20 protein-coding genes, 1 pseudogene and 1 riboswitch are annotated in these 26,369 nt (G+C 38.3%); of the genes and pseudogenes, 15 read left to right on the top strand and 6 right to left on the bottom strand.

Features of this window, described 5'->3' with window-relative positions:
- Positions 1 to 112: 112 nt before the first annotated feature.
- On the bottom strand, positions 113 to 844 hold the full coding sequence (chrR, locus tag C9J35_RS10815) for a class II chromate reductase ChrR (protein WP_107924541.1): 732 nt from the start codon (positions 842 to 844) through the stop codon (positions 113 to 115).
- A gap of 308 nt (positions 845 to 1,152) precedes the next feature.
- Between chrR and scpC the strand changes: the two genes are divergently transcribed.
- The gene (gene scpC, locus C9J35_RS10810; protein WP_107924512.1) at positions 1,153 to 2,673 is read left to right on the top strand and encodes a succinyl-CoA:acetate CoA-transferase ScpC; all 1,521 of its coding nucleotides are present in this window, start codon (positions 1,153 to 1,155) and stop codon (positions 2,671 to 2,673) included.
- Positions 2,674 to 2,826: 153 nt separating this feature from the next.
- Positions 2,827 to 4,155: pseudogene (locus C9J35_RS10805) on the top strand (IS3 family transposase).
- Positions 4,156 to 4,220: 65 nt separating this feature from the next.
- On the opposite strand, the gene C9J35_RS10800 reads toward C9J35_RS10805, so the two are convergent.
- Together C9J35_RS10800 and C9J35_RS10795 are read right to left on the bottom strand one after the other, a co-directional pair.
- On the bottom strand, positions 4,221 to 5,702 hold the full coding sequence (locus tag C9J35_RS10800; protein ID WP_054768022.1) for a DASS family sodium-coupled anion symporter: 1,482 nt from the start codon (positions 5,700 to 5,702) through the stop codon (positions 4,221 to 4,223).
- 202 nt (positions 5,703 to 5,904) lie between these two features.
- A complete protein-coding gene (locus C9J35_RS10795; protein WP_107924511.1) occupies positions 5,905 to 6,537 on the bottom strand; it encodes a glycerol-3-phosphate acyltransferase in 633 nt (210 codons plus the stop codon).
- A gap of 157 nt (positions 6,538 to 6,694) precedes the next feature.
- Positions 6,695 to 6,808: riboswitch (SAM riboswitch) on the top strand.
- A gap of 118 nt (positions 6,809 to 6,926) precedes the next feature.
- Here C9J35_RS10795 and C9J35_RS10790 point away from each other — a divergent pair.
- The 3 genes from C9J35_RS10790 to C9J35_RS10780 all read left to right on the top strand — a co-directional run bounded on the left by C9J35_RS10790 (position 6,927) and on the right by C9J35_RS10780 (position 10,588).
- The gene (locus tag C9J35_RS10790) at positions 6,927 to 8,228 is read left to right on the top strand and encodes an O-acetylhomoserine aminocarboxypropyltransferase/cysteine synthase family protein (protein WP_107924510.1); all 1,302 of its coding nucleotides are present in this window, start codon (positions 6,927 to 6,929) and stop codon (positions 8,226 to 8,228) included.
- Positions 8,229 to 8,727: 499 nt separating this feature from the next.
- Positions 8,728 to 9,114, top strand: coding sequence for a hypothetical protein (locus tag C9J35_RS10785; protein ID WP_054768026.1), 387 nt, complete (start codon positions 8,728 to 8,730; stop codon positions 9,112 to 9,114).
- A 487-nt stretch (positions 9,115 to 9,601) separates the two neighbouring features.
- Positions 9,602 to 10,588 carry a homoserine dehydrogenase gene (locus C9J35_RS10780; RefSeq protein WP_107924509.1) on the top strand — a complete coding sequence of 329 codons (987 nt, stop codon included), beginning with the start codon at positions 9,602 to 9,604 and terminating at the stop codon, positions 10,586 to 10,588.
- A 51-nt stretch (positions 10,589 to 10,639) separates the two neighbouring features.
- Here the strand turns inward: C9J35_RS10780 and C9J35_RS10775 are convergent, their stop codons facing one another.
- Positions 10,640 to 10,870: a MerR family transcriptional regulator gene (locus tag C9J35_RS10775; protein ID WP_054768021.1), complete on the bottom strand. Its 231-nt coding sequence runs from the start codon at positions 10,868 to 10,870 to the stop codon at positions 10,640 to 10,642.
- A 617-nt stretch (positions 10,871 to 11,487) separates the two neighbouring features.
- On the opposite strand from C9J35_RS10775, the gene C9J35_RS10770 reads away from it, so the two are divergent.
- Genes C9J35_RS10770 through C9J35_RS10765 form a run of 3 tightly spaced genes read left to right on the top strand, consistent with a single transcriptional unit; the run spans position 11,488 to position 14,518 of the window.
- Positions 11,488 to 12,180, top strand: a complete 693-nt coding sequence (locus tag C9J35_RS10770) for a response regulator transcription factor (protein ID WP_107924540.1) — start codon at positions 11,488 to 11,490, stop codon at positions 12,178 to 12,180.
- On the top strand, positions 12,158 to 12,313 hold the full coding sequence (locus C9J35_RS23585; protein WP_167395951.1) for a hypothetical protein: 156 nt from the start codon (positions 12,158 to 12,160) through the stop codon (positions 12,311 to 12,313). Before C9J35_RS10770 ends, C9J35_RS23585 begins: the two co-directional genes overlap by 23 nt.
- Before the next feature lie 15 nt (positions 12,314 to 12,328).
- Positions 12,329 to 14,518: a histidine kinase dimerization/phospho-acceptor domain-containing protein gene (locus C9J35_RS10765; protein WP_107924508.1), complete on the top strand. Its 2,190-nt coding sequence runs from the start codon at positions 12,329 to 12,331 to the stop codon at positions 14,516 to 14,518.
- A 261-nt stretch (positions 14,519 to 14,779) separates the two neighbouring features.
- Here C9J35_RS10765 and C9J35_RS10760 read toward each other — a convergent pair whose 3' ends face one another.
- Complete coding sequence (locus C9J35_RS10760) at positions 14,780 to 15,928, bottom strand: acyl-CoA dehydrogenase family protein (RefSeq protein ID WP_107924507.1); 1,149 nt, start codon at positions 15,926 to 15,928, stop codon at positions 14,780 to 14,782.
- 156 nt (positions 15,929 to 16,084) lie between these two features.
- Here C9J35_RS10760 and C9J35_RS10755 point away from each other — a divergent pair, with 156 nt between their 5' ends.
- The 4 genes from C9J35_RS10755 to C9J35_RS10740 all read left to right on the top strand — a co-directional run bounded on the left by C9J35_RS10755 (position 16,085) and on the right by C9J35_RS10740 (position 20,958).
- Entirely contained in the window at positions 16,085 to 17,164 is a 1,080-nt protein-coding gene (locus C9J35_RS10755) for a metallophosphoesterase (protein ID WP_107924506.1), read from the top strand.
- 135 nt (positions 17,165 to 17,299) lie between these two features.
- Positions 17,300 to 18,133, top strand: coding sequence for an undecaprenyl-diphosphate phosphatase (locus C9J35_RS10750; RefSeq protein WP_054768020.1), 834 nt, complete (start codon positions 17,300 to 17,302; stop codon positions 18,131 to 18,133).
- 300 nt (positions 18,134 to 18,433) lie between these two features.
- The gene (locus C9J35_RS10745) at positions 18,434 to 19,726 is read left to right on the top strand and encodes a globin-coupled sensor protein (RefSeq protein ID WP_107924539.1); all 1,293 of its coding nucleotides are present in this window, start codon (positions 18,434 to 18,436) and stop codon (positions 19,724 to 19,726) included.
- A gap of 269 nt (positions 19,727 to 19,995) precedes the next feature.
- Positions 19,996 to 20,958, top strand: coding sequence for a 2-hydroxyacid dehydrogenase (locus tag C9J35_RS10740; RefSeq protein WP_107924505.1), 963 nt, complete (start codon positions 19,996 to 19,998; stop codon positions 20,956 to 20,958).
- 247 nt (positions 20,959 to 21,205) lie between these two features.
- Here C9J35_RS10740 and C9J35_RS10735 read toward each other — a convergent pair whose 3' ends face one another.
- The gene (locus C9J35_RS10735) at positions 21,206 to 22,006 is read right to left on the bottom strand and encodes a TIGR00266 family protein (protein ID WP_107924504.1); all 801 of its coding nucleotides are present in this window, start codon (positions 22,004 to 22,006) and stop codon (positions 21,206 to 21,208) included.
- Positions 22,007 to 22,404: 398 nt separating this feature from the next.
- Here C9J35_RS10735 and C9J35_RS10730 point away from each other — a divergent pair, with 398 nt between their 5' ends.
- The 3 genes from C9J35_RS10730 to C9J35_RS10720 are packed head-to-tail and all read left to right on the top strand — an operon-like array spanning position 22,405 to position 26,286.
- Complete coding sequence (locus C9J35_RS10730) at positions 22,405 to 23,883, top strand: aldehyde dehydrogenase family protein (protein WP_107924503.1); 1,479 nt, start codon at positions 22,405 to 22,407, stop codon at positions 23,881 to 23,883.
- A 27-nt stretch (positions 23,884 to 23,910) separates the two neighbouring features.
- Positions 23,911 to 25,083 carry a saccharopine dehydrogenase family protein gene (locus C9J35_RS10725; RefSeq protein ID WP_054768025.1) on the top strand — a complete coding sequence of 391 codons (1,173 nt, stop codon included), beginning with the start codon at positions 23,911 to 23,913 and terminating at the stop codon, positions 25,081 to 25,083.
- Positions 25,084 to 25,092: 9 nt separating this feature from the next.
- Positions 25,093 to 26,286, top strand: coding sequence for an acyl-CoA dehydrogenase family protein (locus C9J35_RS10720; protein ID WP_107924502.1), 1,194 nt, complete (start codon positions 25,093 to 25,095; stop codon positions 26,284 to 26,286).
- Positions 26,287 to 26,369: the final 83 nt, after the last annotated feature.

The following is a 26,369-nucleotide window of genomic DNA, read 5'->3' as shown; positions in this document are numbered from 1 at the left end:
TTAAACCTATCTACTAAGAAAAATTTACTATATGCAAGAGTATCTTTTATAATAATAGAAAAAAGTAGGGTTAATACCATACAATAGTAACCCTACTTTATTGAATATATATTTATTTCCAATTAAAACCTTTTCTTGCAAGGAAATCATTCATGAATGGACGGCGTTGTTCAATTAAAAAGTCAGCCATTTGCTTAGTCCAATTATCGATTTTACGATTTGAGGATCGACTATTATAGTAAGCTTCCAATGTTTCGTTATAAGCTGGTAAAAGTTCTTCATATTTCTGTGCATTATATTCATTTTCATGAAGCACTGCTGCTACTGGTAAACGGGGTTTTACTTCGTTGCGGCGAGCGGGAACACCAATCGTTAAGCCAAACAGTGGGAAAACGAATTCTGGTAGATTTAATAGTTCGCTAATTTCCTCTGGCTTATTACGTACACCACCGATATAGCAAATGCCGTATCCCATAGATTCTGCTGCAATCACGAAGTTTTGCGCGAATAACGATACATCGGCTACTCCAACAAGTACGTTCTCCGCTGAATCTGCAATAATGTCAACGTTTTCTAATTTACCGGCCATTTCTAGGCGTTTGAAATCTACGCAAAAAACAAAGGCACCGCCAGATGTTTCGAATTGGCGTGGATTACCGGATAGTAAACCTAATTTTTCTTTTTTCTCTTCATCAGTTACCCAAACAACACTATAAGCTTGTACAAAATGAGAGGTTGCTGCCATTTGAGCAGTAGCTATTAAATCTTCAACAATCTCCTTTGATATAGGTGTGCCATCGTAAATACGAACTGAGGAATGATTACGTAATAATTGTTTCACCATCATAATTTCTCCTTTTTTCCCTTTTATATATACCAAAAGCATATCACGCTTTTCCTGTAAAATCGAATATATTCCTTATAAGTAATCGGTTAATTTCCAGTTAAAACTATTTTTAAATAATTTATTTTATGGTTAGAAAATCTCGTAAAGTAAAATATTTTGTAAGATATGGCTTAAATATTCTGAATAGTGTAAAATTATGTATGCGACAGATTATTTAATTTTATGCCTTGTAAAATTGGTGGGGAGAACCAAAAAAATAGGGTAAATAATCTAGTTGGAGTAAATACGAATGGGAGGAATAAAGAATGGAAGAAAAGTTAGCGAAAAAACTTCGTAATGAACAGCTACGAAGTAAAGTTGTAGCAGCAGAAGAAGCCGCATCTTGGATTAAGGATGGCATGGTACTTGGGATGAGTGGATTTACACGTGCTGGTGATGTAAAAGTGGTACCGCTTGCACTTGTAGAGAAAGCAAAAACAGAGAACTTCAAGGTAGATGTATACACAGGTGCATCGCTTGGACCAGAAGTTGACCAATACCTAGCAGAAGCCGGCGCAATTCGCAAGCGAGGACCTTACCAAGCAGACTCTGGTATTCGTAACAAAATTAACAGCGGTGACATCGCATATGTTGACGCACATTTGTCACACAATGCTGAACTTGTACGCCAAGGCATCATTGGTCCAATCGATTTTGCCATTATCGAAGCGGCTGCTATTACAGAAGAAGGCTTACTCATTCCGACAACTTCAGTTGGTAACTCTCCAATTTTTGTACAAGAGGCTGACCAAGTAATCATTGAGTTAAACGTAGCGCAACTTGATGCATTAGAAGGTATCCATGATATTTACGTGCCAGGTCCTCAAGGTAAACGTGCACCCATCCCTCTGCAGAGTGCATCGGATCGCCTTGGTACTATTGGTATTCCACTAGATTTAGATAAAGTAAAAGGTATTGTGATTTCAGATATCCTAGATGCACCATCAACAATTGTCCCAGCCGATGAAGAAACAGATATTATGGCTAACCATCTACTGAATTTCCTGCGCGAGGAAATTAAAGCAGATCGTTTAACGACGAGCTTACGCCCATTACAATCAGGAGTCGGTTCAATAGCAAATGCTGTATTATTAGGATTCAAAGATTCTGAATTCGAAAACTTAGAAGTGTATTCAGAAGTATTACAGGATGCAGTGTTTGAATTAATTGATGCCGGTAAAGTTAGTTTCGCATCTGCTACTTCTATTACCCTATCTGAAGAAGTAGGAAACCGTGTATACGGTAATTTTAAAAAATATGCAGACAAATTAGTATTACGTCCGCAGGAAATTTCTAATCAACCTGAAATTATTCGTCGACTCGGCTTAATATCCGTGAATACGGCGCTTGAATTAGATATTTATGGTAATGTGAACTCTACACATGTATCAGGTACAAAAATGATGAACGGTATTGGTGGTTCTGGTGATTTTGCACGCAATGCACGTCTGGGAATTTTTGTGACGAAGTCATACGCTAAAGGCGGTAAAATTTCAAGTATCGTGCCAATGGTGCCGCATGTCGACCATACGGAGCATGATGTAGATGTTATTGTCACAGAACAAGGTGTAGCAGATTTACGTGGCCTAGCACCAAAAGAGCGAGTTGGTCGCATTATTGATAACTGTGCACATCCAGATTATCGGGAACAATTATGGGCGTACTTTAATGCAGCAAATGAAGCGACAAGTGGTCACCAAACACCACATGATTTAGAAAAAGCATTGTCATGGCACGTTAACTTAGCAAAGAACGGTACGATGAAAGATCCATCCTTTGCTAAATAAAAATATATTTAAAATAAGCCTTGAGGAAGACAAATGAACTGAACCCCGAATAGTGGACACTTTAAAAAGTGACCCTATTCGGGTTTTTTTGTTCATTTCACTAAAAAACCCGTTATACTGAAATATACGAAATTAAGAACGGGAGAAATTAGCATGAGTAAAATCATTTTTAACGAATATCAAATACGACAAATAGAAGCAAATCGATTTGTAGCATCTGTATCAGATTGATCTATTCAATATACACCGGAATTTAAAATTTTTGCGGTCAAAGAAAATCTAGCTGGAAAGGGACCAGTACAAATCTTTAAAGAAAACGGATTTGATTTAGAAGTGATTGGTGTGGAAAAAGCAAGATCATCGATTAAACGATGGAGAGCATCTTTTAAAACTCATGGAGAACAAGCATTTTCGGAGGAAAGACGCGGAAAAGGAGGTTCTGGTCGACCAAAGAAAGAAAACCTATCGGCTGAAAAGAAATTAGAAAAAGCAGAGGTACGTATTCGTTTACTTGAAGCTGAATTAACACTGTTAAAAAAGCTAGACGAGATGGAAAGGCAGGCAAAGAAACGGCTATTTTAATGCCAAGGGAAAAGTATCAAGCAATTAATGATACCATTCGACTGTATCAGTTGAAAAATATGACTCGTTATTTATGTTATTTGGCAAATGTAAGCCCCAGTGGTTATTATAAATGGCTCCAAAATAGTGAGAAACAAGCGATACGTGAAGAAGCAGATTTTCAGGACTACGTCCTATTAAAAAAGATTTATGATGCGTCAAAAGGAAAAGTGGGTTATCGAGGACTTTACATGGCACTAGAAGAACTACTTGAAATCCCGATGAATCATAAAAAAATTCTACGATTAATGCGTAAATTCAATCTATATTCGAAAGTAAGACGTGCAAACCCTTATCGAAATCTTGCCAAAGCTACAGAAATCCATCGTCAAGTACCTAATCATCTAAATCGTGATTTTCATCAAACAGAGCCAGGCAAAGTGTTTTTAACAGATATTACGTATTTACAATACCGTGGCGGACAAACAGCGTATCTATCGTGTATAAAGGATGTTGCAACACGAGAAATCGTTGCATATGACGTATCGACAAGTTTACGCATGGAGTTTGTTTATCGTACGCTAAAGAAATTAGAAGAGCATATCAATGACAATTTACATCCAGAAGCGATATTCATTCAGATCAAGGTTTTCATTATACACACCCAGCATTTCAAAAATGCGTCAAAGAAATGGGATTACTTCAGTCAATGTCTCGCCGAGGAAACTGCCTAGATAATTCGCCAATGGAATCATTCTTTGGGCATTTTAAAGATGAAATAGACTATAAAGAAGCTGAAAGCTTAGCAGAATTAGAATATATGATAGATAATTATATGGAGCACTACAACAATACAAGAAAGCAATGGACATTAAAAAAATGACTCCGGCAGCATACCGAAGTCATCTAATCGCTGTTTAATGTAGAGAATGGTCTTTTATTTATAGGGTTCAGTTCAAAACTGTCTCTCAAGGCTTTTCTTTTTATTATAACAATCCAATCCATTTCCAATATGTCGCTGTGAATAAAAGGACCAAAAGGTACCCGATAATCGTCAATGGAATGCCTGATTTTAAGAAATCTTTCGTTGAAAAGGCACCTGTACCGTAGGCAAGCATGTTTTGGGGTGCGCTAATCGGTAATAAGAAACCAAAGCTAATGACAAATTGTTGGACTAACACGAAACCGACTTGATCAACATTTGTAGTTAATGTTGAAGCTAATACGATAAATACCGGAATCAGTGCGGAAGCTAAACTTGTAGCACTGGCAAAGCCCAAATGAATAAGAATATTAAAAAGTGTAACAATCGCGATTGTTGCAAGGATTGGCATAGAATCAAGACCTAATGAACCGAATACAGTATCTGATAACCATGTCGCACCTTTCGTACTGAGCAACACTGTCCCTAACATAATCCCAACTGCGAAAACGATTATTGTCCCCCAAGGAATATGTGGCTCAACTTCTTTCCATGTATAAACACCGATTTTAGGCATTAATAGAATCGCAATAGCAATAATTGTGACAGTTGTAGTATCGAATGGATGAAGCTTGTCTTCTGTTGCCCAGAAAAATAAAAGTACTACCGATGTTATGATTAAACGAATTTCAGGTGCTTTTAATGGACCCAAATCAGCAAGTTGCTTTTTAATGACATCTTTACCACCTTCAATATTGCTTGTCTCAGGTTTAATTAACGTAATCATTATGAAGAAAAGAGCCACTGACATGATGATTGAGAATGGCGCTGCGTATAGTAACCAAGCACCCCAAGAAATATCTACACCGAACTGTTCTTTAATAAAGTTTAAGGCAACCATATTTTGGGCTGCGGCTGTTTTAATGCCGATATTCCAAATGGAAACTGCTTGGACAGATGTAATAACGAGTAAGGCGGCCAGGCGACTATCTCGTGGTAAGCCAAATGCTGCCACCATGCCAAGTAGTATTGGTACGACTGCACCAGCACGTGCTGTAGCAGAGGGTACGAAGAATGCTAGTACAATTGATACTAAAATAGCACCGAATACAATTGCCTTCGTTTTAGTGCCAACTAGCGATAAAATCCATAAAGCCAGTCGTTTGTGTAAATTAGTGATCTGCATGGCAGCGGCTAAGAATAGAGCTGCGGCAACAAGAGCAACTGCAGAGTTACTAAATCCGCTTAAGGCCATTTTTAACGCCCCTGAAGTACCTAAATCTGTTGTAGGATCATCCATAGAGGGGGCTAAACCAAGCATAACTGTAACAAGAGCAATAATCATGGCAGAACTGACAGGATACGATACTGCCTCAGTTACCCAAAGGATGACTGCGAAAGCTAAAATCGCTAAAGCACGTTGGCCTGCTATGGGTAAATCGCCGCTATTCGGTAAAAATGTAATAATAATAAGTGCCGCGAATGCCAGGCCAATCCATAGTGGCTTCAAATTGCGTTTAGGTGCTGCATTTTCGAGAGTAGACATATAAATTCATCCTTTCTAACGATAAATATGACTCTAGTTTTCTATAACATCGGTCCATAAAATGCTTTATTAAGAAAGTAATTTTGTCTAATTATTGTAAAAAGTGCAAGAACATAAAGAACCCTCTATTTGTAGCAATATTAAGTTATAACGAGAGAATAGATGGTCACAAAAAATACAAAAATATCCAATGTGATAGTGCTTATTTCTTTTTCTTAAAGGCAGCAGTTACTTTAGGCTCGGTACCATGAATCAGTCGTTTAATATTTTCAATATGTAAGACAAGTGCTATGCCAAAAAGGATAAGTGCAATTATTGTTGGTCCTATTCCTGGAATCCATAAAAAAGTAGCTGTACAAAATACAACATAAAATTCTAGGACGCCGACGATTAAATAATCTGTGGCAAATGATAAAATGACAAATAAGATGAGTGCAAATAGTCCGATTTTCCAATCGACGGCAAGCAAAATCCCTATAATCGAAGCAGTTCCTTTGCCACCGTTAAAACCCATATAGAATGGGAAATTATGCCCTAAAATTACTCCAACTGCAATTGTATATGTTAAGAGCCAAATTTGTACTTCAGTTAAATGCAAAGCACCAGCTAAATAGAGATGTACACCAATAATGGCGGCAACGCCTTTCCCAATATCGATAAGCGCCACTAATATGCCATATTTCCATCCGAGTGAAAGTGTTGCGTTTGAGGCGCCGGCATTGCCATGCCCAGATTTTTTTAAATCTACCCCCGATAACAATTGTGCTACTTTTGAGCCATGAATACAGCCGATTAGATAGCCAACAATAAGAAAAATTATCAAGGCTTTTACCATAAAAATACTCCTCTCGAAAAATCTATTTTAAAGTAGTGTATGTGTTCATATTACGTTACGGAGCAGACAGAAGTTTCAGAAAAAATCAAATTTTACTGTTGACAGAAAAAAACTCTATGTTTATACTGTGTAACAACGATGGAAATTGAATCACATACTCTTATCAAGAGCGGCGGAGGGATAGGCCCTATGATGCCCGGCAACCAGCGAGTAACCTACTTGCTAAGGTGCTAATTCCTACAGATTCATACTTGGATCTGGCAGATAAGGGGAGGAAAACTTGCAACCGCAACCCTCTTCTTAACTGAAGAGGGTTTTTGTTTTCTACAGAAAATCCTCCTCATCTCCGGTACCATCGTAAAAAAATAACCATTTTAGGAGGAACAAAAATGACAAATTTTAAACCAGAGACCTTATTATTACACGGAGGCCAAGAGCCAGACCCAGTCACAGGCTCTCGTACAGTTCCCGTGTACCGTTCAACAGCTTTCGTATTTAAAGACACTGCTCATGCGCAACGTCTTTTCGCTCTAGAAGAAGCGGGTAATATTTATACACGTATTACCAACCCAACTGTAGATGTTTTTGAAAAACGCGTTGCTTTATTAGAAGGCGGAACAGCTGCAGTAGCACTTTCATCTGGTGCAGCAGCTATCGCATTTTCGATTTTAAATGTTGCAGGCTCAGGCGATGAAATTGTAGCAGCAAGTTCTTTATACGGAGGCACATATAACTTACTAGCAAATACATTACCAAACTACGGTATTAAAACTATTTTTGTAGATGAAACAAATCCAGAAAATTTCCGTTCAGCCATTAACGAAAAAACAAAAGCTATATTTGCTGAAGGTTACGGCAACCCAAGTTTAAAAGTACTAGATGTTGAAGCAGTAGCTAACATTGCACATGAAAATGGCTTACCATTAATTATCGATAGCACATTTGCTTCACCATATGGTTCTACACCAATTGATTTTGGTGCAGACATTGTCGTTCATTCCGCTACAAAATGGATTGGCGGTCACGGAACAACTTTAGGTGGCGTTGTTGTAGATGCAGGAAAATTTGACTGGACACAAGGAAGATTTCCTGGCTTTACAGAGCCAGATGCTTCCTACCATGGTTTACGTTACGGTATCGATACGGCAGCGGCTGCATTTGCTACAAAACTGCGCGTGCAATTACTGCGAGACTTCGGACCAACATTAAGCGCTGATGCTGCATTCAACTTTTTACAAGGTTTAGAAACGCTCCATTTGCGTATTCCTAAGCATAATGAAAATGCATTAGCTGTAGCTGAATATTTACGCAACCACCCATCTGTGGAGTATGTAAATTACAATGGTTTAGAAGATTTCGCTACTCATGATTTAGCGAAGAAATATTTGAAAAATGGCTTCGGCTCCGTGCTTACATTCGGCATAAAAGGTGGACGTGAAGCAGGTCGTAAACTGATTGACAGTGTGAAATTATTCTCACATGTTGCAAACGTAGGAGATGCAAAATCATTAATTATTCATCCTGCTTCTACAACACATCAGCAGTTATCTGCGGAAGAATTAATCCAGACAGGAGTATCTGAGTCGCTCATCCGCTTATCCATAGGCTTAGAAGCAATAGAGGACATTATTGCCGATTTACAACAAGCTATTGCGCAAGTAACTGCGGCGCAACAAGAAGTAGAAGCTTAATTTTTAATAAAGAAGCATTCAAATATTGATGCTTAAGTGATGTCACGTTTTACGTATTTTCTCATGTGAAAAGCCTCATTTGGCAATACGTGAAACGTTGCTCCATAAAGCGCATACCTCATTCGGTTGCTTATCTGAATTTTTCTAAAAATAATACCTAGTAATTATATAAGTATTGTTGACTTCTCTAAAACCATTCTATATACTAGGGATTAAGTAAAAGGTTCGAGGGCTACCAACCAAGAACGTAAGTAAATGTAGTTGTAAATGACTTCTCATCCCATTCGATAGATGTTCATTGTAAGAGCTATAAGCTCTCAAAAAACACACATCCTCTTGAACTCAAAGGTAGTTGATGTGATGTTGGAAAATGCTTTAAACATAAAATTGTTTTCATAAGTGCTCCCCCACTTTTGAATATATAGCTGGATAGGAGAGTAGGAGCATAGCCAGCAACTACTCCCATCCTATTAAAATGATCGGAAAAGGAGTGTTTGAAATGGGAAATGTTTATAGTGCACATAACATCGCGTCTTATTTTATTTACGAATTAAATGAAAGTCATGAGTTTGTGAATAATATTTCCATTCAAAGCTTACTTTCGATAGTTGAAAAAAAATGGCATCAAACTTTCGGGCATACTGCTTTTAAGGAAATTGTGCATACTAAAGAAGAAAGCTACGCAGTGAAAGAAGTTTACGAGACGTATCAAGCTTATGGTACAAATCATATTTCTTTACCAGCAACAGAGTATTATTTGAAGTATGGTACATTTCAATTAGTAGAACGTACATATTCTGTACCAAACTTTACACAAGAAGAAGAGATTCTTGTACAAGTAGCATTAGCACATTACCGTTATGTATTATTAACAACAGCAAGCTAACTCTTCTTAATATAATATTAGCTCATTCTCTACTGCTATAGGGAATGAGCTTTTTGTTAAGCAGATTAAAACAGCAGTAATCTTGATGTTGGAAAAGAAATAACTGTTGGATATTTTGGTTCGTTAGCAAAACGTGTGTAAAGAAAAATTATTTTGTTGCTATCTTTCAAAAGAACAATTCTATATTACGACTTTACATACATATATATAATAGAAGAAAGACGTAGTTTTTTATAAAGGAATCGTCATTTTTTGTTCAAAAATTATAGATGAAGCAAAAAAACGTATAATAAAGGCAATGAAAACGATTTCTTTTGCACGTCTAGAGAAAACAAATGTCCATCCTAGAAAGATTTTTCTTGTGCAAAGTATTTATTTACGTTACAATTTTCTTTAAGTTGAATTTCGAATTATTAGAATTTGTGTGAGGCACAAATTTTTATCTTTATTAAAACCGCGGAAGTGTACGTTGGAGGGAATAACAGGAATGGCAACTATAAAGGCAGCGATCTTAGGATTTGGAACAGTAGGTCAAGGTATTTATCATATTTTAAAGGAAAAGCGTGAAGAGCTTAAAAATAAATTAGGTATAGAGTTAGAAGTAGCAAAAATTTTAGTTACAGACGCTAGCCGTGAACGCGTACCCGGTACAGCACATTTGATGACAACAAGTATGGATGAAGTTTTAGCAGAGCCAGGTATGCAGGTTGTTTTCGAAGCAATCGTCAATGAAGAGCCCGCTTTTGGCTATTTGAAACGTGCTGTCGAACATAAATGTCATGTCATTACTGCTAATAAGGTGATGTTTGCGAAGCGTGGTTTAGAGTTGCAGGAACTAGCTAAAGCAAATGGTGTCTTTGTTGGATTCGAGGCAACAACAGCTGGTGGCGTACCTGTCATTAAAACGATGAAAAATATTTTGCTTGTAAATGATGTAAGTCGTATCCAAGGAGTTTTAAATGGTACTTGTAACTATATTTTAACGAAAATGCGAGCTGAGGGTTGGTCCTTTGACAATGCTCTAATAGAAGCACAAAAATTAGGATATGCGGAAGCTGACCCATATAATGATATATCAGGTCAAGATGCCTTCAAAAAATTAATGATTTTGAGTGCGTTAGCATTTGGTGAGCAACCAGATTGGGCAGATGTCGAAGTAATTGGTATTGATAGTATTTCGGCACAGCAAGTAAAAGAAGCGTGTGAAAAGGGCTTGCGTTATCGTCACGTGGCAGAGGTTGAAAAGTTTGCTGATGGGCGTGTGGTAGCAAAAGTTGGCCCACAACTAGTAGATAAAGAGCACCCACTTTACCCCGTTGATGACGTCAATAATGCAGTAGCGTTGGACACAAATTACATCGGTACATTAACACTTGTTGGACCTGGTGCAGGTATGTATCCAACGGCAAGTGTTATGGTCGAGGATTACGCAGAGATTATTGGCAAACGAGCGGGATTTGTCGTAACGATTTAACAAAGTGCCAGGCACCCAAACAATTCTGAATTGTTTGGGTGCCTGGTATTTTTAGTCTTCATCTTTGATATCAATATCTTCTGGAATAGGTGTATTACGCCAAATTTCGATTTCCTCTTTAATGCGCTCTAATTGCTCAAAGTAAGTGCTAAATTGTCCGCTGTTAATAAGCACTTGTGTGCCGTCATAGACAGAGCGGATACGTCCCTCGTAAACAAGACGATGTACTTGGTGTTCTGACATACCAAGGTCAATAGCAGTTTCTTCAATTGTTTTGTACATAATCGCTCGCTCCTTCTGTTGTTTTTATTATAACTTCTCTTTAACAGAAAACCTAATAACGTTGAATGAGAAAAGAAGAAAAATAGGAATTGTCTGTTTTTGGATAAAACTGTATAGTTAGTGATAATGATGATTGGGGTTGCGTTAGCTCTTTTGCAGAAAAACCCCTTGCAGTGTACACAATTTTTAGTAAAAAGCTAATGGACAGCTAGAAGCATAGCCTGTAGTTGTAATGATAGTTCGTTCAGTGCATGAGGTCCGTTTTCAAATAGCGTGGCGCGGTATATAGCTGGATAATGAAGTACATAAGGACAAATCTTTATGATAGTTATGCGTACAAGCCTAAATATTAATTAAAAGTGGTCTTAGAAAAAATAGTACCACTTTGCCGAAATTTATCACTAACAGACCTGTTGCTGCAACAATACGGGGCGTAATCCTTACGGGTGAATAGTTAAATTTGACGTCTTAATTTGGGGAGCAATGTTGCTTGCCGCTACTGTCATGCTTGCAAGGGAAGAAAGATCAGAATAAAGCTTAAGAATTTCTTCATTTTTATGCTAGTAGGTTTTTAAGATTTGAAAGGTACACTATTATTTGAGAGCGAGGTGTATATCATGACGAAGTTAACAGTTCTTGTAACAGATGACGATCAAGATATTCGTGATGGTATTGAAATTTACTTAAAAAACGAAGGCTACGATGTGATTAAAGCGGCTGACGGTGTAGAGGCGCTAGCGAAGCTTGAAAGCAATGAAGTCCATTTGATAATTTTAGATATTATGATGCCAAATATGGATGGCATTACTGCAACATTTAAAATCCGTGCAGAACGCAATATTCCAATTATTATGCTAAGTGCAAAAGCGGAGGACGGCGATAAAATTCATGGCTTATCCGTTGGGGCCGATGATTATGTCACAAAGCCATTTCATCCATTAGAGCTTTTGGCACGTGTTAAATCGCAGCTACGACGTTATGTACAACTTGGGACATACAATGATGGAACGGCAAAAGTTGAGATTGACGGTCTGGTATTAGATGAGGATGCTAAAGAAGTTATTTTGGAAGGCGAGCCTGTTCGTTTAACGCCAATTGAATATAAAATTACAGAATTACTAATGAAAAATGCAGGGCGTGTTTTTTCGATTCGAGAAATTTATGAGCGTGTATGGAATGAGGAAGCCTACAATGCGGAAAATATTGTGGCTGTACACATCCGCAAAATACGTGAAAAAATTGAGGCAGATCCGAAAAACCCGCGCTATTTAAAGGTGGTATGGGGCGTTGGCTATAAAATGGAAAAATAAAATAGAACATTATCTAACAATAGCAGGTTTTGTGGCTGGGGTTATCGGCCTTATCTATTTTGGTGTCTATGCGTATCAGATGGTAAATACCCGTTCGTCTGAAGTTTTACAATTGCTAGAAAGAATTTTTTAGAGGGGAGTCATTGTAATGGGGAAAAAGTGGAAATCTCTTCTCGCACTTATTTGTTTAATTTGGTTGATTTTTGGTGTCTTTACATTTACAAAGATTGGCTATCAGTATATCGGGAAGTCTTATTTTCAATCAGAAAATTTTCAACATGAGCTTGATAATTTTCAATCCGAGTTGGGGCCGCTGGTATTGAATAGACCAAATGCTGATGAATTAAAGAGCAAGATAGAAGTCACAACAAATGAAATTGAAGAACATCGTAATTACTATGGTTCACTAAGTGACCAAGTAGCAAGTATTCATGCGCAATATGAGGGGCGTATTCAAGAAGCGGCTGATGTCAATGCGACTGAATTGATGACAAAGCTTGAAAACGAGCGGGATGAAAAAATTAAGGACATTACGACTAATTTTCAAGACGATGAATATGTTCGGAAGAAAATTCAAGCAGAAAAGGAAGCACTTGTTGATCAATATATAAAATCTGCGCAAGTGGAAGCAAAAAATTTCGCTAAAAACTATAATTACTGGTCTTATGAATTAATAAATACTGAAACTGGAAAAATGTTCAGTTCAGGTAATGTTTCCGATAGTAGTGCATACAAAATAAAGTATACACAACAGCATCCATTAAGTACTTGGAATATTAGTGATAGTTTGAGCCACATTTTTTATAGTCAGGAAGCCTTTTTAGATGCAGAATCTTTCAAGGAAAGCACCGATTACACAGGTACTATCATAATTTCTAAGTCAGCAGCACAATCAGCGGATGTAATGGACGGCTATGAACGTTTTACACGTAATCAATACATGTTTTTTATAATTTGGATTACAAGCATCATAGCGGCAATCTTTGCTTGGAAAGGGCGTAAAGAAGTACTTCAAGTCGTGCAAGGCTTCCCAGAAAAAAATCATCTTAATAAGCTACGAATTGATATCCAAGTCGCTTTATTGTTCATTACGGGCTGTATGTATTGGTTTTCTTCGTATGCTACTTTTGAAGCGATTGAACATGCTTACCAATCTAATTATGTAAATTTTTTCACTAATTTTCTATTTACACTATTAGTATTAATTGTTTTAGGTATCGCGTTTTTGGTACAACTTATTTGGTTGTATGAACGAGTGAATACAGTAAAAAAATTGGGAGATAACTTGAAAGACAGTTATTTATGGGGGTTAGGAGATTCTCTAACTGATCTATTTTTAAACCGTTCCATCGCATTACATTCCATAGTGATGGTTGCAGCTGCCTTTTTTGGTGGTGGTAGTCTTGTTGCTACGATGATAGCTGGCGGGTTTCCAGTATTCGTATTTGGGGTCTGTGCGATTATAGGTATACCAGCAATGGTTGTTTTTCTATCCAGAATGGGTTATTTAAACCGTATTATGAAGGATACGAAGGACATGGCAGATGGGCGTCTGAATAGAGATGTAAAGATAAAGGGAAAATCACCGCTTGCTAAACATGCTGAAAATCTTAATCACTTACGCGAAGGTGTTCGGACGTCGATGCATGAGCAGGCTAAAAGTGAACGTTTGAAAACAGAGCTTATTACGAATGTTAGCCATGATCTACGTACACCATTAACATCCATTATTACTTATACAGATTTACTAAAGAAATCGGATATTACAGATGAAGAGCGCAAGCAGTATATTCATATTCTCGATAAAAAATCAGAGCGTCTAAAAGTACTGATTGAGGATCTCTTTGAAGTATCGAAAATGGCAAGTGGAAATATTGAGCTTCATCGAAGTCGGGTTGATTTAACACAGCTTGTCCAGCAGGCAGTTGGTGAGCATGAGGAGGACTTAGTGCAAGCACGTTTAGATTTACGAATGGCGATGCCACATGAACCACTTTATGCTAATGTTGATGGACAAAAATGGTGGAGACTCATTGATAACTTAATTGTCAATGTATTGAAATACGCATTAGAAGGTACCCGTGTTTATGTTACATTAAAGCGTACAGCTAATGGTGATGCAGAAATCACCGTTAAGAACGTTGCAAAATATGAAATCAGTGAAAATGCCGATGAATTGTTTGAGCGCTTTAAGCGAGCGGATGCTTCACGTCATACTGAGGGCTCAGGTCTCGGCTTAGCCATTGCACAATCAATTGTGGACTTACACGGGGCGCGAATGAGCATAGACGTTGATGGAGACTTATTTAAAGTGATTGTTCGTATACCGTTCGTGTAAAAAGGGCAGTTGGCAGAAAGCGAGGACACTGAAAAACTTATAACTTTAATTTATCTAATGTCCTTCAACTTATAATAGGGCACTTCTTGTTAAGCTTGAACAGGAAGTGCCCTATTTCTTTGATCTTTTTTATTTTATTTTGCTGTTTTGCGAATCATTCCGCTCACTTTCCATGGGCGAGCACCGAACCTCCTCTGTGCTCCTGTTGCTTTGCTTTCGTCGAAAAAATATGTGCAATTTACAAAAGAATAAACTACTTTCTTATAATCCTAAATTTTTTGCTATAATCATTTTCATCACTTCATTTGTGCCAGCGTAAATCGACATTACAGGAATATCACGATAACGTCTTGCAATTTTATATTCTTCCATATAGCCATAACCACCATGCAGCTGCATACACTGCGCAGATAGTTCTCGCGCATTTTCGGTAATCCAGTATTTCGCCATTGAAACCTTGGTTACAACATTCTTGCCAGCAATATGTTCTTCTATTAAAGATTCTAAAAAAGTTTTGCCCAGTTCAATTTTTGTTGCCATTTCCGCAATTTTAAACTGTGTATGTTGGAAGTCGCTAATGGCTTTTCCGAAAGCCTGACGTGATGTTACATAATCTATTGTTAAAGCTAACATATCCTCAGCTGCCGTTTGGGCAGCAATAGCTACTGCTAAACGCTCCTGTTGCAGCTTCTCCATCATGTAGGTGAAGCCTTTTCCCTCTTCACCAAGCAGATTTTCTACTGGAACACGACAATCTTCAAAATATAATTCGGCGGTATCTTGCGCGTGCATCCCGACTTTTTCTAGTTTTCGACCTTTGGTAAATCCAGGTGTACCTTCCTCTATTACGAGAAGGCTTATTCCATGATGTTTTTTCACCGCAGATAGATTAGTTTTCACCGCTATAACTGCTAAATTTGTATGAATGCCATTAGTGATAAATGTTTTTTGTCCGTTGACAATATAATGATCACCGTCACGTAAAGCTGTTGTTTGGATATTCGCTAAATCAGAGCCTGTGCCTGGCTCTGTCATGGCAATAGCCGTAATGTAATCTCCTGTTATACATTTCGGTAGCCAGCGAGATTTTTGGGCATCTGTCCCATAAGCCTCGATGTAGGGAACGACAATATCATTATGCAGACCAATTCCAATCAGACTAGAACCAATACGTTCAAGCTCTTCTTGGATAATAACACTAAAGCTAAAATCTAATCCTAGGCCGCCGTACTGTTCTTCTACTTGAGGGCATAGATAGCCCATTTCTCCACACTTGCGCCAAAAATCTAGTGGTACAAGATGATTTTTCTCCCATTGTGCATAGTGTACTTCAGCCTCTTCAGCTAAAAACTTACGTAAGGTTTTACGGAATAACTCATGCTCTGTTGATTCAAATTTATATCTTACCATTCGAATAACACCCCTTTTCGCTTGTTTAAACGTAAATACTCTCTTACATATATCATGTTACTGAAAGAAAATAAAAAATAAAAGGGCTTTGAAAATACGATTTTAATTTGTAATGCTATAATCAACTATGAATATATGAAAGTAGAGGACTTTTATATGGCGAAAGTGACAATGGGAATATTTGTAGTCGGTATATATGGCGCGTTAACCTTCTATTTAGGGTGGGGCGCAAAGCAGTGGCTTGTTGCGATGAAGTGGTTCAATTATCCGGTATTGTATTGGTCGGTACTATATGTTATAGCCTTTAGTATTGTTATTGGACGGATACATGAATCGTTAAAAGTGTTTTCAATAGTCGGGAATTATTGGATGTTTGTATTTGAGTATGGGTTGATGCTTTGTTTGGTAGCACAAATTGTTATTTGGTTAACGCCATTTAACAATGTACAAATAATAGGAAGTATAGCGATGGCCTTGTTAGTCTTCTTATGTATAGTTGGTTCATATTTCGCTTATTCTCCAGTAGTACGTAATTTAGAAATATCGATGGATAAAAAAGAGAGTGAACTGTCTTCGATGCGTGTCGTCGTTGCTTCGGATTTTCATCTAGGAGTGCTTTCAAATAAAAAGCATTTACAACGTTTTGTTAATTTATCGAATGAAGCCAAACCAGATATTGTTTTTTTAGCAGGGGACATTGTTGATGATGATCCTAAATGGTTTGTAAAAGAAGGAATGGCAGAGGTGATGAAATCACTAACTGCTACTTATGGTGTTTACGGTGTACTTGGCAATCATGAATATTACGGCAAGAAAATCCCTGAATTTGTAGAAGAAATGGATAAAGCCAGTGTGAAGATTTTAAGAGATGAAACAATTCGAGTTGGAAATGCGTTTATAGTAACGGGACAAGAAGATATTACAAATAAAGAAAGACAGCAATTAGATGCATTACGACATACTGATAATTTGCCGTGGTTTGTCATGAATCATACACCAAATGATCTTGTAACTCCGTCGCAGGAGGGCGTGGATTTTCATATGTCAGGTCATACGCATAAGGGTCAAATGTGGCCAAATCACTATATTACGGCACGTGTATTTGAGCTTGATTATGGTTATAAGTTGAAGGATCAAATGCATACACTTGTTTCATCAGGATTTGGGTTCTGGGGTCCACCGATGCGAATAGGGAGTCGATCTGAGCTTTGGGTAGTGGATATTACTTTTCGATAAAAAGTTATAGTATATGGAAAAAGAGTATCTTATAATTAGTGGGTGTTTGGAAAAATTAATTACGTCTTGCGTAATGTGGCTGGCGTATAGCTGGCGCAACGATTGTTGAATAATGTTAAAAGGTAAGGTGACGATGTGGATTTTTTAGAGTTGTTAAAGGCACTTATTTTAGGCTTTGTTGAGGGAATGACAGAGTTTGCACCAGTATCGTCTACAGGACATATGATTATCGTGGATGATATGTGGTTAAAAACAGAAGAATTTTTAGGGAAGTATCCAGCTAACACATTTAAAATCGTCGTACAGCTAGGTTCAATTTTAGCGGTAATCGTCGTGATGTGGAAGCGCATGTTAAGCCTAGTTGGTTTATACAATATTGATGGTCAATCAAGATCGATGAAAGGACGATTCAACTTAATGCATGTGATTGTTGGTATGCTACCAGCAGTAGTATTAGGATTCGCATTTAAGGATTTTATAGACGATCATCTATTTAAAGTAGAGCATGTCATCTATGCATTAGTGGCTGGCGCAATTTTAATGATTGTTGCCGATAAATTTGCACCGAGAAAGCCAAAGGTTGATTCGTTAGATGATATTTCATATGGCTTAGCTTTCAAAGTGGGCTTAGTTCAGTGTTTATCTCTATGGCCAGGTTTCTCACGTTCTGGTGCCACAATTTCGGGTGGGGTCCTTTTTGGGATTAGTCACCGTGTAGCAGCTGATTTCACATTTATAATGGCGGTCCCAATTATGGCAGGGGCAAGTCTTGTATCAGTACTGAAAAACTGGGATACGCTGTCAATGGATTACTTTGGTTTTTATGCAGTCGGCTTTATTAGTTCATTTATATTTGCTTTACTATCCATTAAGTTCTTCTTAGCACTGATTTCAAAAGTTAAACTGATGCCATTTGCAATTTACCGTTTGGTATTGGCGGCTATTTTAAGTATTATTATTTTTATGTAAACAAAAAGTCACTCATCTGTCACAAGGATGAGTGGTTTTTTTGTATATAGAATTTTTTAACCATATATTTCATGTATTTTTTGAATTTTGTAACTTTTTTTGATGGTTTTTCATTATATCAGTAGTTTTTAAGAACTACAAAATGGAATATATTTAAAATCCATATTATCTTTACCATTGTAAATATGAGAAAATATACATTATAATCAATTTTATATAAGATAATAATACTTGTAACTATTGCATATGGTTTAGGAAAAAAGGTATAGGGTGGCACAAGATAATATTTGGGGTGGAAAAATGTTTCAATTTGGGAATAGACCTAAGCAAAATATAATTGTGATTAGTGATGTATCAAATACAGGGGTTTTTATTCAAGATCAGGAACGTTTGCTTCAGTTAGAGCTCGTCAATCTTACCGAACAAGATTTACAATTCATTAGAAGCTTGAAGCCTTATATTGAGCAAAATGTTGTCGATGTGGTAGAGGCTTTTTATAATGTAGTTGAAAGCGTTCCTGCTTTACGAGAAGTTATTCAAAAGCACAGTTCGAGTGAGCGTTTACGCCAAACGTTACGTCATCATATAATAGAAATGTTTGAAGGGCGAATTGATGAAGCGTTCTTAGAAAAGCGGCGACGTGTTGGAAAGATGCATGTCAAGATTAATTTGTATCCCAAGTGGTATTTAGCTGCATTTCAAAATCTTGAAAAATCATTAAGGAAGATTGTTTATGAGCTGCATTTATCGAAAGGTGAAGAAGAAAAGTATTGTGATGCTATAAGTAAAATTTGTAATTTCGAGCAACAAATTGTCTTAGAGGAATACGATCATTACGCTAATACGTTATTAGAGGAGCAACGTAACAATGTACGTGCCCATATAAAGGGAATTGTTGGTGGGATTTCAACGCAGATTGACAGCCAATCCCATGAAACGAATGAGGCAGTGACGGAGCTTATTTCTAGTACGAAGCAAGTTAAAGCATTCTTGAAGGAAAGCATAGATGATGCAAAAACAATGCAACAGGTATCAACAGAAGGTTATTCAAAAATAGTATTAATAAATGAGCAAACTGGAAAAATAAATGATAAGACTGTTGACATGGCGAAGATGGTGGAACAATTAAATCACTCATCCTCTAAAATTAATGTGGTTGTTGAAATGGTAAAAAACATTTCAGGACAAACAAACTTACTTGCCCTAAATTCAGCCATTGAAGCAGCTCGTGCAGGTGAACATGGAAAAGGTTTTGCGGTAGTTGCCGATGAGGTACGTAAACTAGCAGATCAAACGAAAAATTCAGTGCAACAAATTGCGGATTTAATTGGGATGTCGACTGGTATTACAAATCAGGTTGTACAAGCGATTCAAGAAATTCAAGAACTAGTGAATAACAGTATTGAACAAAACGTTGAATCCTTGAAAGCCTTCGATGCCATATCAGGCTCGGTGGAGGAATCTATCATAAACTTCCAAAATGTGGGCAATCAAATAACGGAATTGGCGAATATCATTGAAGCCATTGGTGAGTCTTCAGAAGAATTGAAGAAAGTTGCGAGTCGCCTAGATACAACAATAAAAGAATTTTAACTATATAGATGGAAAGCTATGCACTGAGAATGTGCATAGTTTTTTTGTAGTGAAATAAATTGATATAGAATGGCAAGAGTGACGGATAGAAACCTTAAAATGATCGATAGAATGATTAGAGTGATGGATAGAAACAGAAAGTTGCTAGAGATTGATTGTTTTGTTTGCTTTATAAGCCGCCATCGGACGTAAATGGATGCTTGAGCACTGGACTTATTAGTGATACGCTAAAGGCGAAATGGGGAAATGAATTGAGGGGTGTTGGAAACATGAAAAAGAAATTATTTATTACACGTAAATTTCCGGCGCATATTGTCGAGCCGTTAGAGGAGTTTTATGATATTGAGCAGTGGCAGGAGGAAGAAATCGTTATTCCACGAGACAAACTTTTAGCAGCTGTTGCAGACTGTGAAGTATTATGGGTAACGATTGCGGATCAGGTCGATGAGGAATTACTTTCACATGCACCCAATTTAAAGCTCGTGACAAATTTAGCAGTTGGTTTCAATAATGTTGATGTGGTAGCATTGCGCAAACGAGGTATCATGGCAACAAATACACCAGGTGTCTTAACTAATACAACAGCCGATTTAGTATTTGGCTTATTGCTTGCAACTGCACGAAGAATTCCAGAAAGTGAGCGTTATTTGCGTGATGGCAAATGGCAAAGCTGGTACCCAATGCAGTTAGTAGGTAAGGATGTGTCAGGTACAACTATAGGGATTATCGGAATGGGACGAATCGGTCAGGCAGTTGCAAGACGAGCAAAAGGTTTCGACATGAAGGTAATATATCATAATCGTAGACGTCGCCATGAGGCCGAAGAAATGTATGGTTTTCGATATGTACCTCTTGAGGATCTTTTAAAACAATCAGATTTTGTTGTCATTATGACACCATTTAACAACGATACAGTAGGATTAATCGGAGCGAAAGAACTGGCGATGATGCAGGATGATGCAGTACTGATTAATGCTTCTCGGGGAGGCATTATTGATGAGCGTGCACTTTATGACGCCTTGAAAAATGGCAAGCTTTGGGCAGCAGGGCTAGATGTTTTTGAATATGAGCCGATTTCGATGGATCATCCGTTATTGACGCTTCCGAATGTTGTGGCACTTCCCCATATTGGCAGTGCTTCATTGAAAACGAGAACTGCGATGCTGACGCTAAATGTCAACGCACTTACGGCATACGGGCAGGGTAAGGCTGTGTCCAATCGAATAGACTAAAAAGCGGAGCGCAACCTACTAGAGATGTGCTCCGATTTATCCCGTATAAACGGTCAGTAAGATACCCATAGGATGGCGACCAACTGACCGTAAAAACCCGATTGGTTCAACTAGCAAACAGTGGGGATCAAGAAAACCCCACTGTTTGAAGTTTCACTTTACCCCGTATAAACGGTCAGTAAGATACCCAGAGGTGGGAAATCAACTGACCGGTATTTGCTAGTGACTAAAAGATAAATGGTACTTATTATTTATTGAACATGTCAAATAGACCACCAATTCCGCCTTCGCCTGAAGATTTGCCGCCACCGCCCTGTGAAATTGGCGCTGCTGCAAAGATACGGCTCGCTAAGCGGCTGAATGGTAATGATTGAACCCAGACTGTACCAGGGCCACGTAAAGTTGCGAAGAAAATACCTTCACCACCAAATAAAGCGGTTTTTACGCCCCCAACCATTTCGATATTGTAATCTACATCGGATGTCATAGCGACTAAACATCCTGTATCAACACGTAAAACTTCCCCAGGTTGTAAAGTTTTTTGATGAATAGCACCACCAGCATGTACGAAGGCCATACCATCACCTTCAAGCTTTTGCATAATGAAACCTTCTCCACCGAAGAAACCTACACCAATTTTTTTCTGGAATTCGACACCAACAGAAACGCCTTTAGCGGCTGCTAAAAAAGCATCCTTTTGACAAATAATTTTTCCATTCAATTGACTTAAATCCATTGGAATGATTTTACCAGGATAAGGGGATGCAAAATAGACATGACGTTTCCCTGTACCAGCGTTTGTAAATGTGGTCATGAATAAGCTTTCGCCTGTAATTATACGCTTCCCTGCACCTAGTAATTTCCCCATAAAGCCACTTTGCGCATTCCCTTTAGAGCCATCGCCAAAAATAGTCTCCATTTCAATAGCTTGATCCATCATCATTAAAGCTCCTGCTTCCGCAACCACGGTCTCCTGTGGATCTAGTTCAACTTGCACGTATTGCATGTCGTCTCCAAATATTTTGTAGTCAATTTCATGGTTATTCATTATGCAATTCCTCCAATAGTAATTTTGTTGTTACTGTATACGATTATAAGGCACAATAGTTTCACTGCATAATTAATTATTTTAGAAAAAAAGGGAATAAGCTAGAAAATGTCGAATATAAAAAACTAGAATGTGTATTATTTATTTTCGTTCAGCGAGATATTTTTTGGGGGATTGTACATTGAATGTGGGGTCCATCCTTTCTTCAATGGGTGCTCAAATAACAAAGTTGAATGAAGGTAAATCCTCCAGCGGAAGTCAATTTTTGAAGGGATTACGCAGTTGTTAACCTAAAACGTGTGGCATCTATATGAAATGCATCTCGCAGTCAGTAGCCTACTTCAAATTTGGCGTAATTCAGCTGAGGCATCATTGAAATCTTTCAGGGGGTGTTTGTAATGGATATTAAAAACTATATTGGCGGTGAATGGTTAAGCCATTCGCATTTACAAAGTATAGCAGTGACGAACCCTGCAAACGGTGAGCATTTAGCAACTATACCGCGCTCAACGGCAAGTGAGGTAGATGAGGCGGTAGCGGTAGCAAAGCAAGCACAAAAAGAATGGGCACTAGTGCCAGCACCAAAACGTGCAGATTATTTATATGCCATCGGACAAAAGATGAAGGAAAAGAAAGAATACTTAGCTACTGTTTTAACAAAAGAAATGGGAAAAGTTATTGAAGAGGCAAGAGGCGAAGTACAGGAAGGTATTGATATGGCTTATTATATGGCGGGGGAAGGACGACGATTGTTTGGGGAGACAACACCATCAGAGCTTGCCAATAAATTTGCCATGAGTGTACGTGCTCCTATAGGGGTTGTGGGCTTAATAACACCTTGGAACTTCCCCGTTGCCATTGCTACATGGAAGTCGTTTCCTGCGCTTGTGGCAGGAAATACGTTTATTTGGAAGCCATCCAATGAAACACCGATGATGGCTTACGAAATGGGTAAAATTTTTCAAGAAATAGGTTTGCCAGCTGGTGTTGCAAATATTGTCTTTGGTACAGGACCAACTGTGGGGACAGCATTAATTGAGCATCCAGATGTAAAAGTGATTTCGTTTACTGGATCTACTACGACAGGGAGTAAGGTAGCGGAACTTGGTGGTAAACATTTGAAAAAAGTTTCGTTAGAGATGGGTGGGAAAAATGCTGTTATTGTCATGGACGATGCAGACTTACACCTTGCAGCGGAAGGCATTTTATGGAGTGCGTTCGGCACGGCTGGTCAAAGATGTACAGCATGTAGTCGCGTTATCGTGCATAAAGATGTAAGAGAAGAATTAGAAAAGCTTCTTTTAGAAGCAATGCAGCATTTAACAATTGGAGACGGCTTAGATGAAAGCGTAAAAATCGGTCCTGTTATCAGTAAAGCTGCCCTTGAGAAAATAAATCATTACGTACAGATTGGTAAACAAGAAGGTGCAACATTACTAGCTGGTGGAAGGATTTTAAATGAGGAACCTTATGATAAAGGGTTTTACTATGAACCAACATTGTTTACGAATGTGAAACCTAATATGATTATTGCGCAGGAAGAAATTTTTGGGCCGGTAGTTTCTCTCATTGAAGTTGCAAGTTTAGATGAAGCAATTGCAGTAAATAATGGTGTGAAATTTGGCTTATCTAGCTCTATATTCTCACAAAACGTTAATACAATTTTCCGTGCACAACGTGATTTAGACACAGGTATTGTTTATATAAATGCAGGCACAACAGGTGCTGAAATTCATTTGCCATTCGGTGGAACAAAGGGCACGGGGAATGGTCACCGCGATTCAGGCGTTGCCGCATTGGATGTATATACAGAATGGAAGAGCATTTATATAGATTACAGCGGGAAATTACAAAGAGCACAAATCGATACAGAGTAACAGATCAATGAAAGGGGATGTTCAATGATGAAAGTTGTTGTATTAGGTGCAGGTTTAATGGGGAAAGAGGTAGCTCGTGATTTAATTAAAAATAGCAATGTAGAACGCGTATTTCTAGGAGATATTGATGTGAAGACGGCACAGAGCTTTGTTGACACGTTGCATACAGATAGAGTTGAAGTCGTAGAGCTTCATGCGGAATCTGACGACTCGTTGACGTCAGTTATCTCAAAAGGAAATGTCGTTGTGAATGCTTTATTTTATTCATTCAATGAGCGAGTAGCGAGAGCAGCCATTGAAGCGGGTGTTCACTCTGTAGACTTAGGTGGTCATATCGGTGGTGTGACAGAAAAGATTTTAGAGTTTGACGAGGAAGCAAAAGCAAAGGGTGTTACAATTATTCCTGATTTAGGTGTAGCTCCAGGCATGGTGAATATATTAGCTGGCTATGGTGCGTCAAAATTAGATGAAGTAGAATCTATTAAGTTATATGTCGGTGGTATACCAACAGAGCCAAAGCCACCCCTTCACTATACACGCGTATTTTCTTTAGATGGTGTATTTGACCACTATACGGAACCTTCTAAAATGATTCAAAAAGGTAAACTTCAAGAGGTGCCATCCTTAACGGGGGTCGAGCCTATTTATTTCGACGGTTTTGGGGTACTTGAGGCATTTTATACATCTGGTGGCATATCGACATTATATAAAACATTCCCAAATGTTCGAACACTAGAGTATAAAACGATTCGTTATAAAGGGCATGCTGAGAAGTTTAAATTGTTAGCAGATTTAGGATTCTTAGATTCTAGTAATAAGGTTGAGGTAGACAATATGGAGGTGCCTGTGCGAGCTGTGGTACGAGAGGCACTTAAGAAGCAATTAGAGCTTGGAACAAAGCCAGATGCTGTGCTGTTACGTGTGATTGTGGCAGGTGAAAAAGCACAACAACAGGTTACTTATGAGTATGAAATGATTGTACGTAAAGATTTGACGATTAACGAGACGGCAATGGCCCGTGCCACAGCCAATACAATATCGGTAGTTGCACAAATGATTGGTGAAGGCTCGATTACGAATCGAGGTGTATTCGCGCCAGAGGCAATTGTACCTGGTGATGCGTATATTAAGGAAATGGCAAAACGTGGCGTTGTTATTAAAGAGACGTCTCATAAGTCTGCAATGATTGTGAAATGGTAGGTGATGACCATGAATTTCGAATTTACAACTGAGCAAGAAATACTACGTAAAACAGTACGCCAGTTTGTTGATGATGAAATAATACCAGAAATTGCAACATGGGATGCAGAAGGAAGCTTCGATGCTAGCATTTGGTCAAGACTTGCAGAGCTTGGGTTGATGGGGGTCTGTGTTCCTGAGAAGTACGGAGGCAGTGGCATGGATTATAATGCGCTTGCCATCGTCTGTGAGGAGCTTGAACGAGGAGATACAGCTTTTCGAACGGCTGTATCGGTGCATACTGGCTTGAATAGCATGACTTTAATGCAATGGGGTACAGAGGCGCAAAAGAAGCAATATCTTGTTCCCCAGGCAAAGGGTGTGCGCATTGGTGCGTTTGCATTAACGGAGCCGGGCGCAGGTTCAGACGTAGCAGCAATGTCAACTACAGCTATACGTGATGGTGATTTTTATGTGCTGAATGGACAAAAAACATGGATTTCGTTATGTGATATTGCCGATCATTTTATCGTCTTTGCATACACAGATAGAGCTCAAAAGCATCACGGCATCAGTGCTTTCATTGTTGAACGTTCAATGGTTGGTTTTACTTCCAAGGCCATTAAAGGGAAGTATGGTATTCGTGCAGGCAATACGGGCGAACTCTTTTTCGAAGACTTACGCGTTCCAGTAGAAAATAGGCTAGGTGAAGAAGGAGAGGGCTTCAAAATTGCGATGTCAGCACTGGATAATGGTCGTTTTACAGTAGCTGCCGGTGCAGTTGGACTAATTCAAGCATGTATTGAGACGAGCGTGAAGTACTGCCATGAGCGTGAAACGTTTGGGAAGCCAATTGGTGAGCATCAGCTAGTTGGGCAAATGATTGCGAAGATGGAGGCCGGCTATCAAATGAGCCGTTTGCTTGTTTATCGTGTTGGTGAGTTGAAAAATAAAGGTCTCCGTAATACAAGAGAGACATCTCTTGCGAAATGGCAAGCCTGTGATTTTGCCAATAAAGCAGCGGATGACGCACTCCAAATTCATGGAGCTTACGGCTATTCGGATGAATATCCTGTTGCGCGTTTTTTACGTAACTCAAAAGCACCGGTAATTTATGAGGGTACACGGGAAATTCATACAATAATGCAGGCAGATTATGTACTTGGTAGACGAAATGATAAACCATTAGCTAAAATGTTACCTAAATGGCCGTTTGAAGAGTAAACGAGAGGGATTCATTCCCCTCGTTTTTTTATGAAAAAATTATCAGAAAAATGTAACTTTCCTAACTTTTGTAAGTCTAATGA

Source organism: Lysinibacillus parviboronicapiens, from assembly GCF_003049575.1.
GTDB classification, from domain to species: domain Bacteria; phylum Bacillota; class Bacilli; order Bacillales_A; family Planococcaceae; genus Lysinibacillus; species Lysinibacillus parviboronicapiens.
This window is presented reverse-complemented; position numbering and strand designations above follow the sequence as displayed.

Coding starts and splice junctions, on each gene's coding strand:
- chrR (WP_107924541.1), bottom strand. CDS start 844: ATGGTGAAACAATTATTACGTAATCATTCCTCAGTTCGTATTTACGAT.
- scpC (WP_107924512.1), top strand. CDS start 1,153: ATGGAAGAAAAGTTAGCGAAAAAACTTCGTAATGAACAGCTACGAAGT.
- C9J35_RS10800 (WP_054768022.1), bottom strand. CDS start 5,702: ATGTCTACTCTCGAAAATGCAGCACCTAAACGCAATTTGAAGCCACTA.
- C9J35_RS10795 (WP_107924511.1), bottom strand. CDS start 6,537: ATGGTAAAAGCCTTGATAATTTTTCTTATTGTTGGCTATCTAATCGGC.
- C9J35_RS10790 (WP_107924510.1), top strand. CDS start 6,927: ATGACAAATTTTAAACCAGAGACCTTATTATTACACGGAGGCCAAGAG.
- C9J35_RS10785 (WP_054768026.1), top strand. CDS start 8,728: ATGGGAAATGTTTATAGTGCACATAACATCGCGTCTTATTTTATTTAC.
- C9J35_RS10780 (WP_107924509.1), top strand. CDS start 9,602: ATGGCAACTATAAAGGCAGCGATCTTAGGATTTGGAACAGTAGGTCAA.
- C9J35_RS10775 (WP_054768021.1), bottom strand. CDS start 10,870: ATGTACAAAACAATTGAAGAAACTGCTATTGACCTTGGTATGTCAGAA.
- C9J35_RS10770 (WP_107924540.1), top strand. CDS start 11,488: ATGACGAAGTTAACAGTTCTTGTAACAGATGACGATCAAGATATTCGT.
- C9J35_RS10765 (WP_107924508.1), top strand. CDS start 12,329: ATGGGGAAAAAGTGGAAATCTCTTCTCGCACTTATTTGTTTAATTTGG.
- C9J35_RS10760 (WP_107924507.1), bottom strand. CDS start 15,928: ATGGTAAGATATAAATTTGAATCAACAGAGCATGAGTTATTCCGTAAA.
- C9J35_RS10755 (WP_107924506.1), top strand. CDS start 16,085: ATGGCGAAAGTGACAATGGGAATATTTGTAGTCGGTATATATGGCGCG.
- C9J35_RS10745 (WP_107924539.1), top strand. CDS start 18,434: ATGTTTCAATTTGGGAATAGACCTAAGCAAAATATAATTGTGATTAGT.
- C9J35_RS10740 (WP_107924505.1), top strand. CDS start 19,996: ATGAAAAAGAAATTATTTATTACACGTAAATTTCCGGCGCATATTGTC.
- C9J35_RS10735 (WP_107924504.1), bottom strand. CDS start 22,006: ATGAATAACCATGAAATTGACTACAAAATATTTGGAGACGACATGCAA.
- C9J35_RS10730 (WP_107924503.1), top strand. CDS start 22,405: ATGGATATTAAAAACTATATTGGCGGTGAATGGTTAAGCCATTCGCAT.
- C9J35_RS10725 (WP_054768025.1), top strand. CDS start 23,911: ATGAAAGTTGTTGTATTAGGTGCAGGTTTAATGGGGAAAGAGGTAGCT.
- C9J35_RS10720 (WP_107924502.1), top strand. CDS start 25,093: ATGAATTTCGAATTTACAACTGAGCAAGAAATACTACGTAAAACAGTA.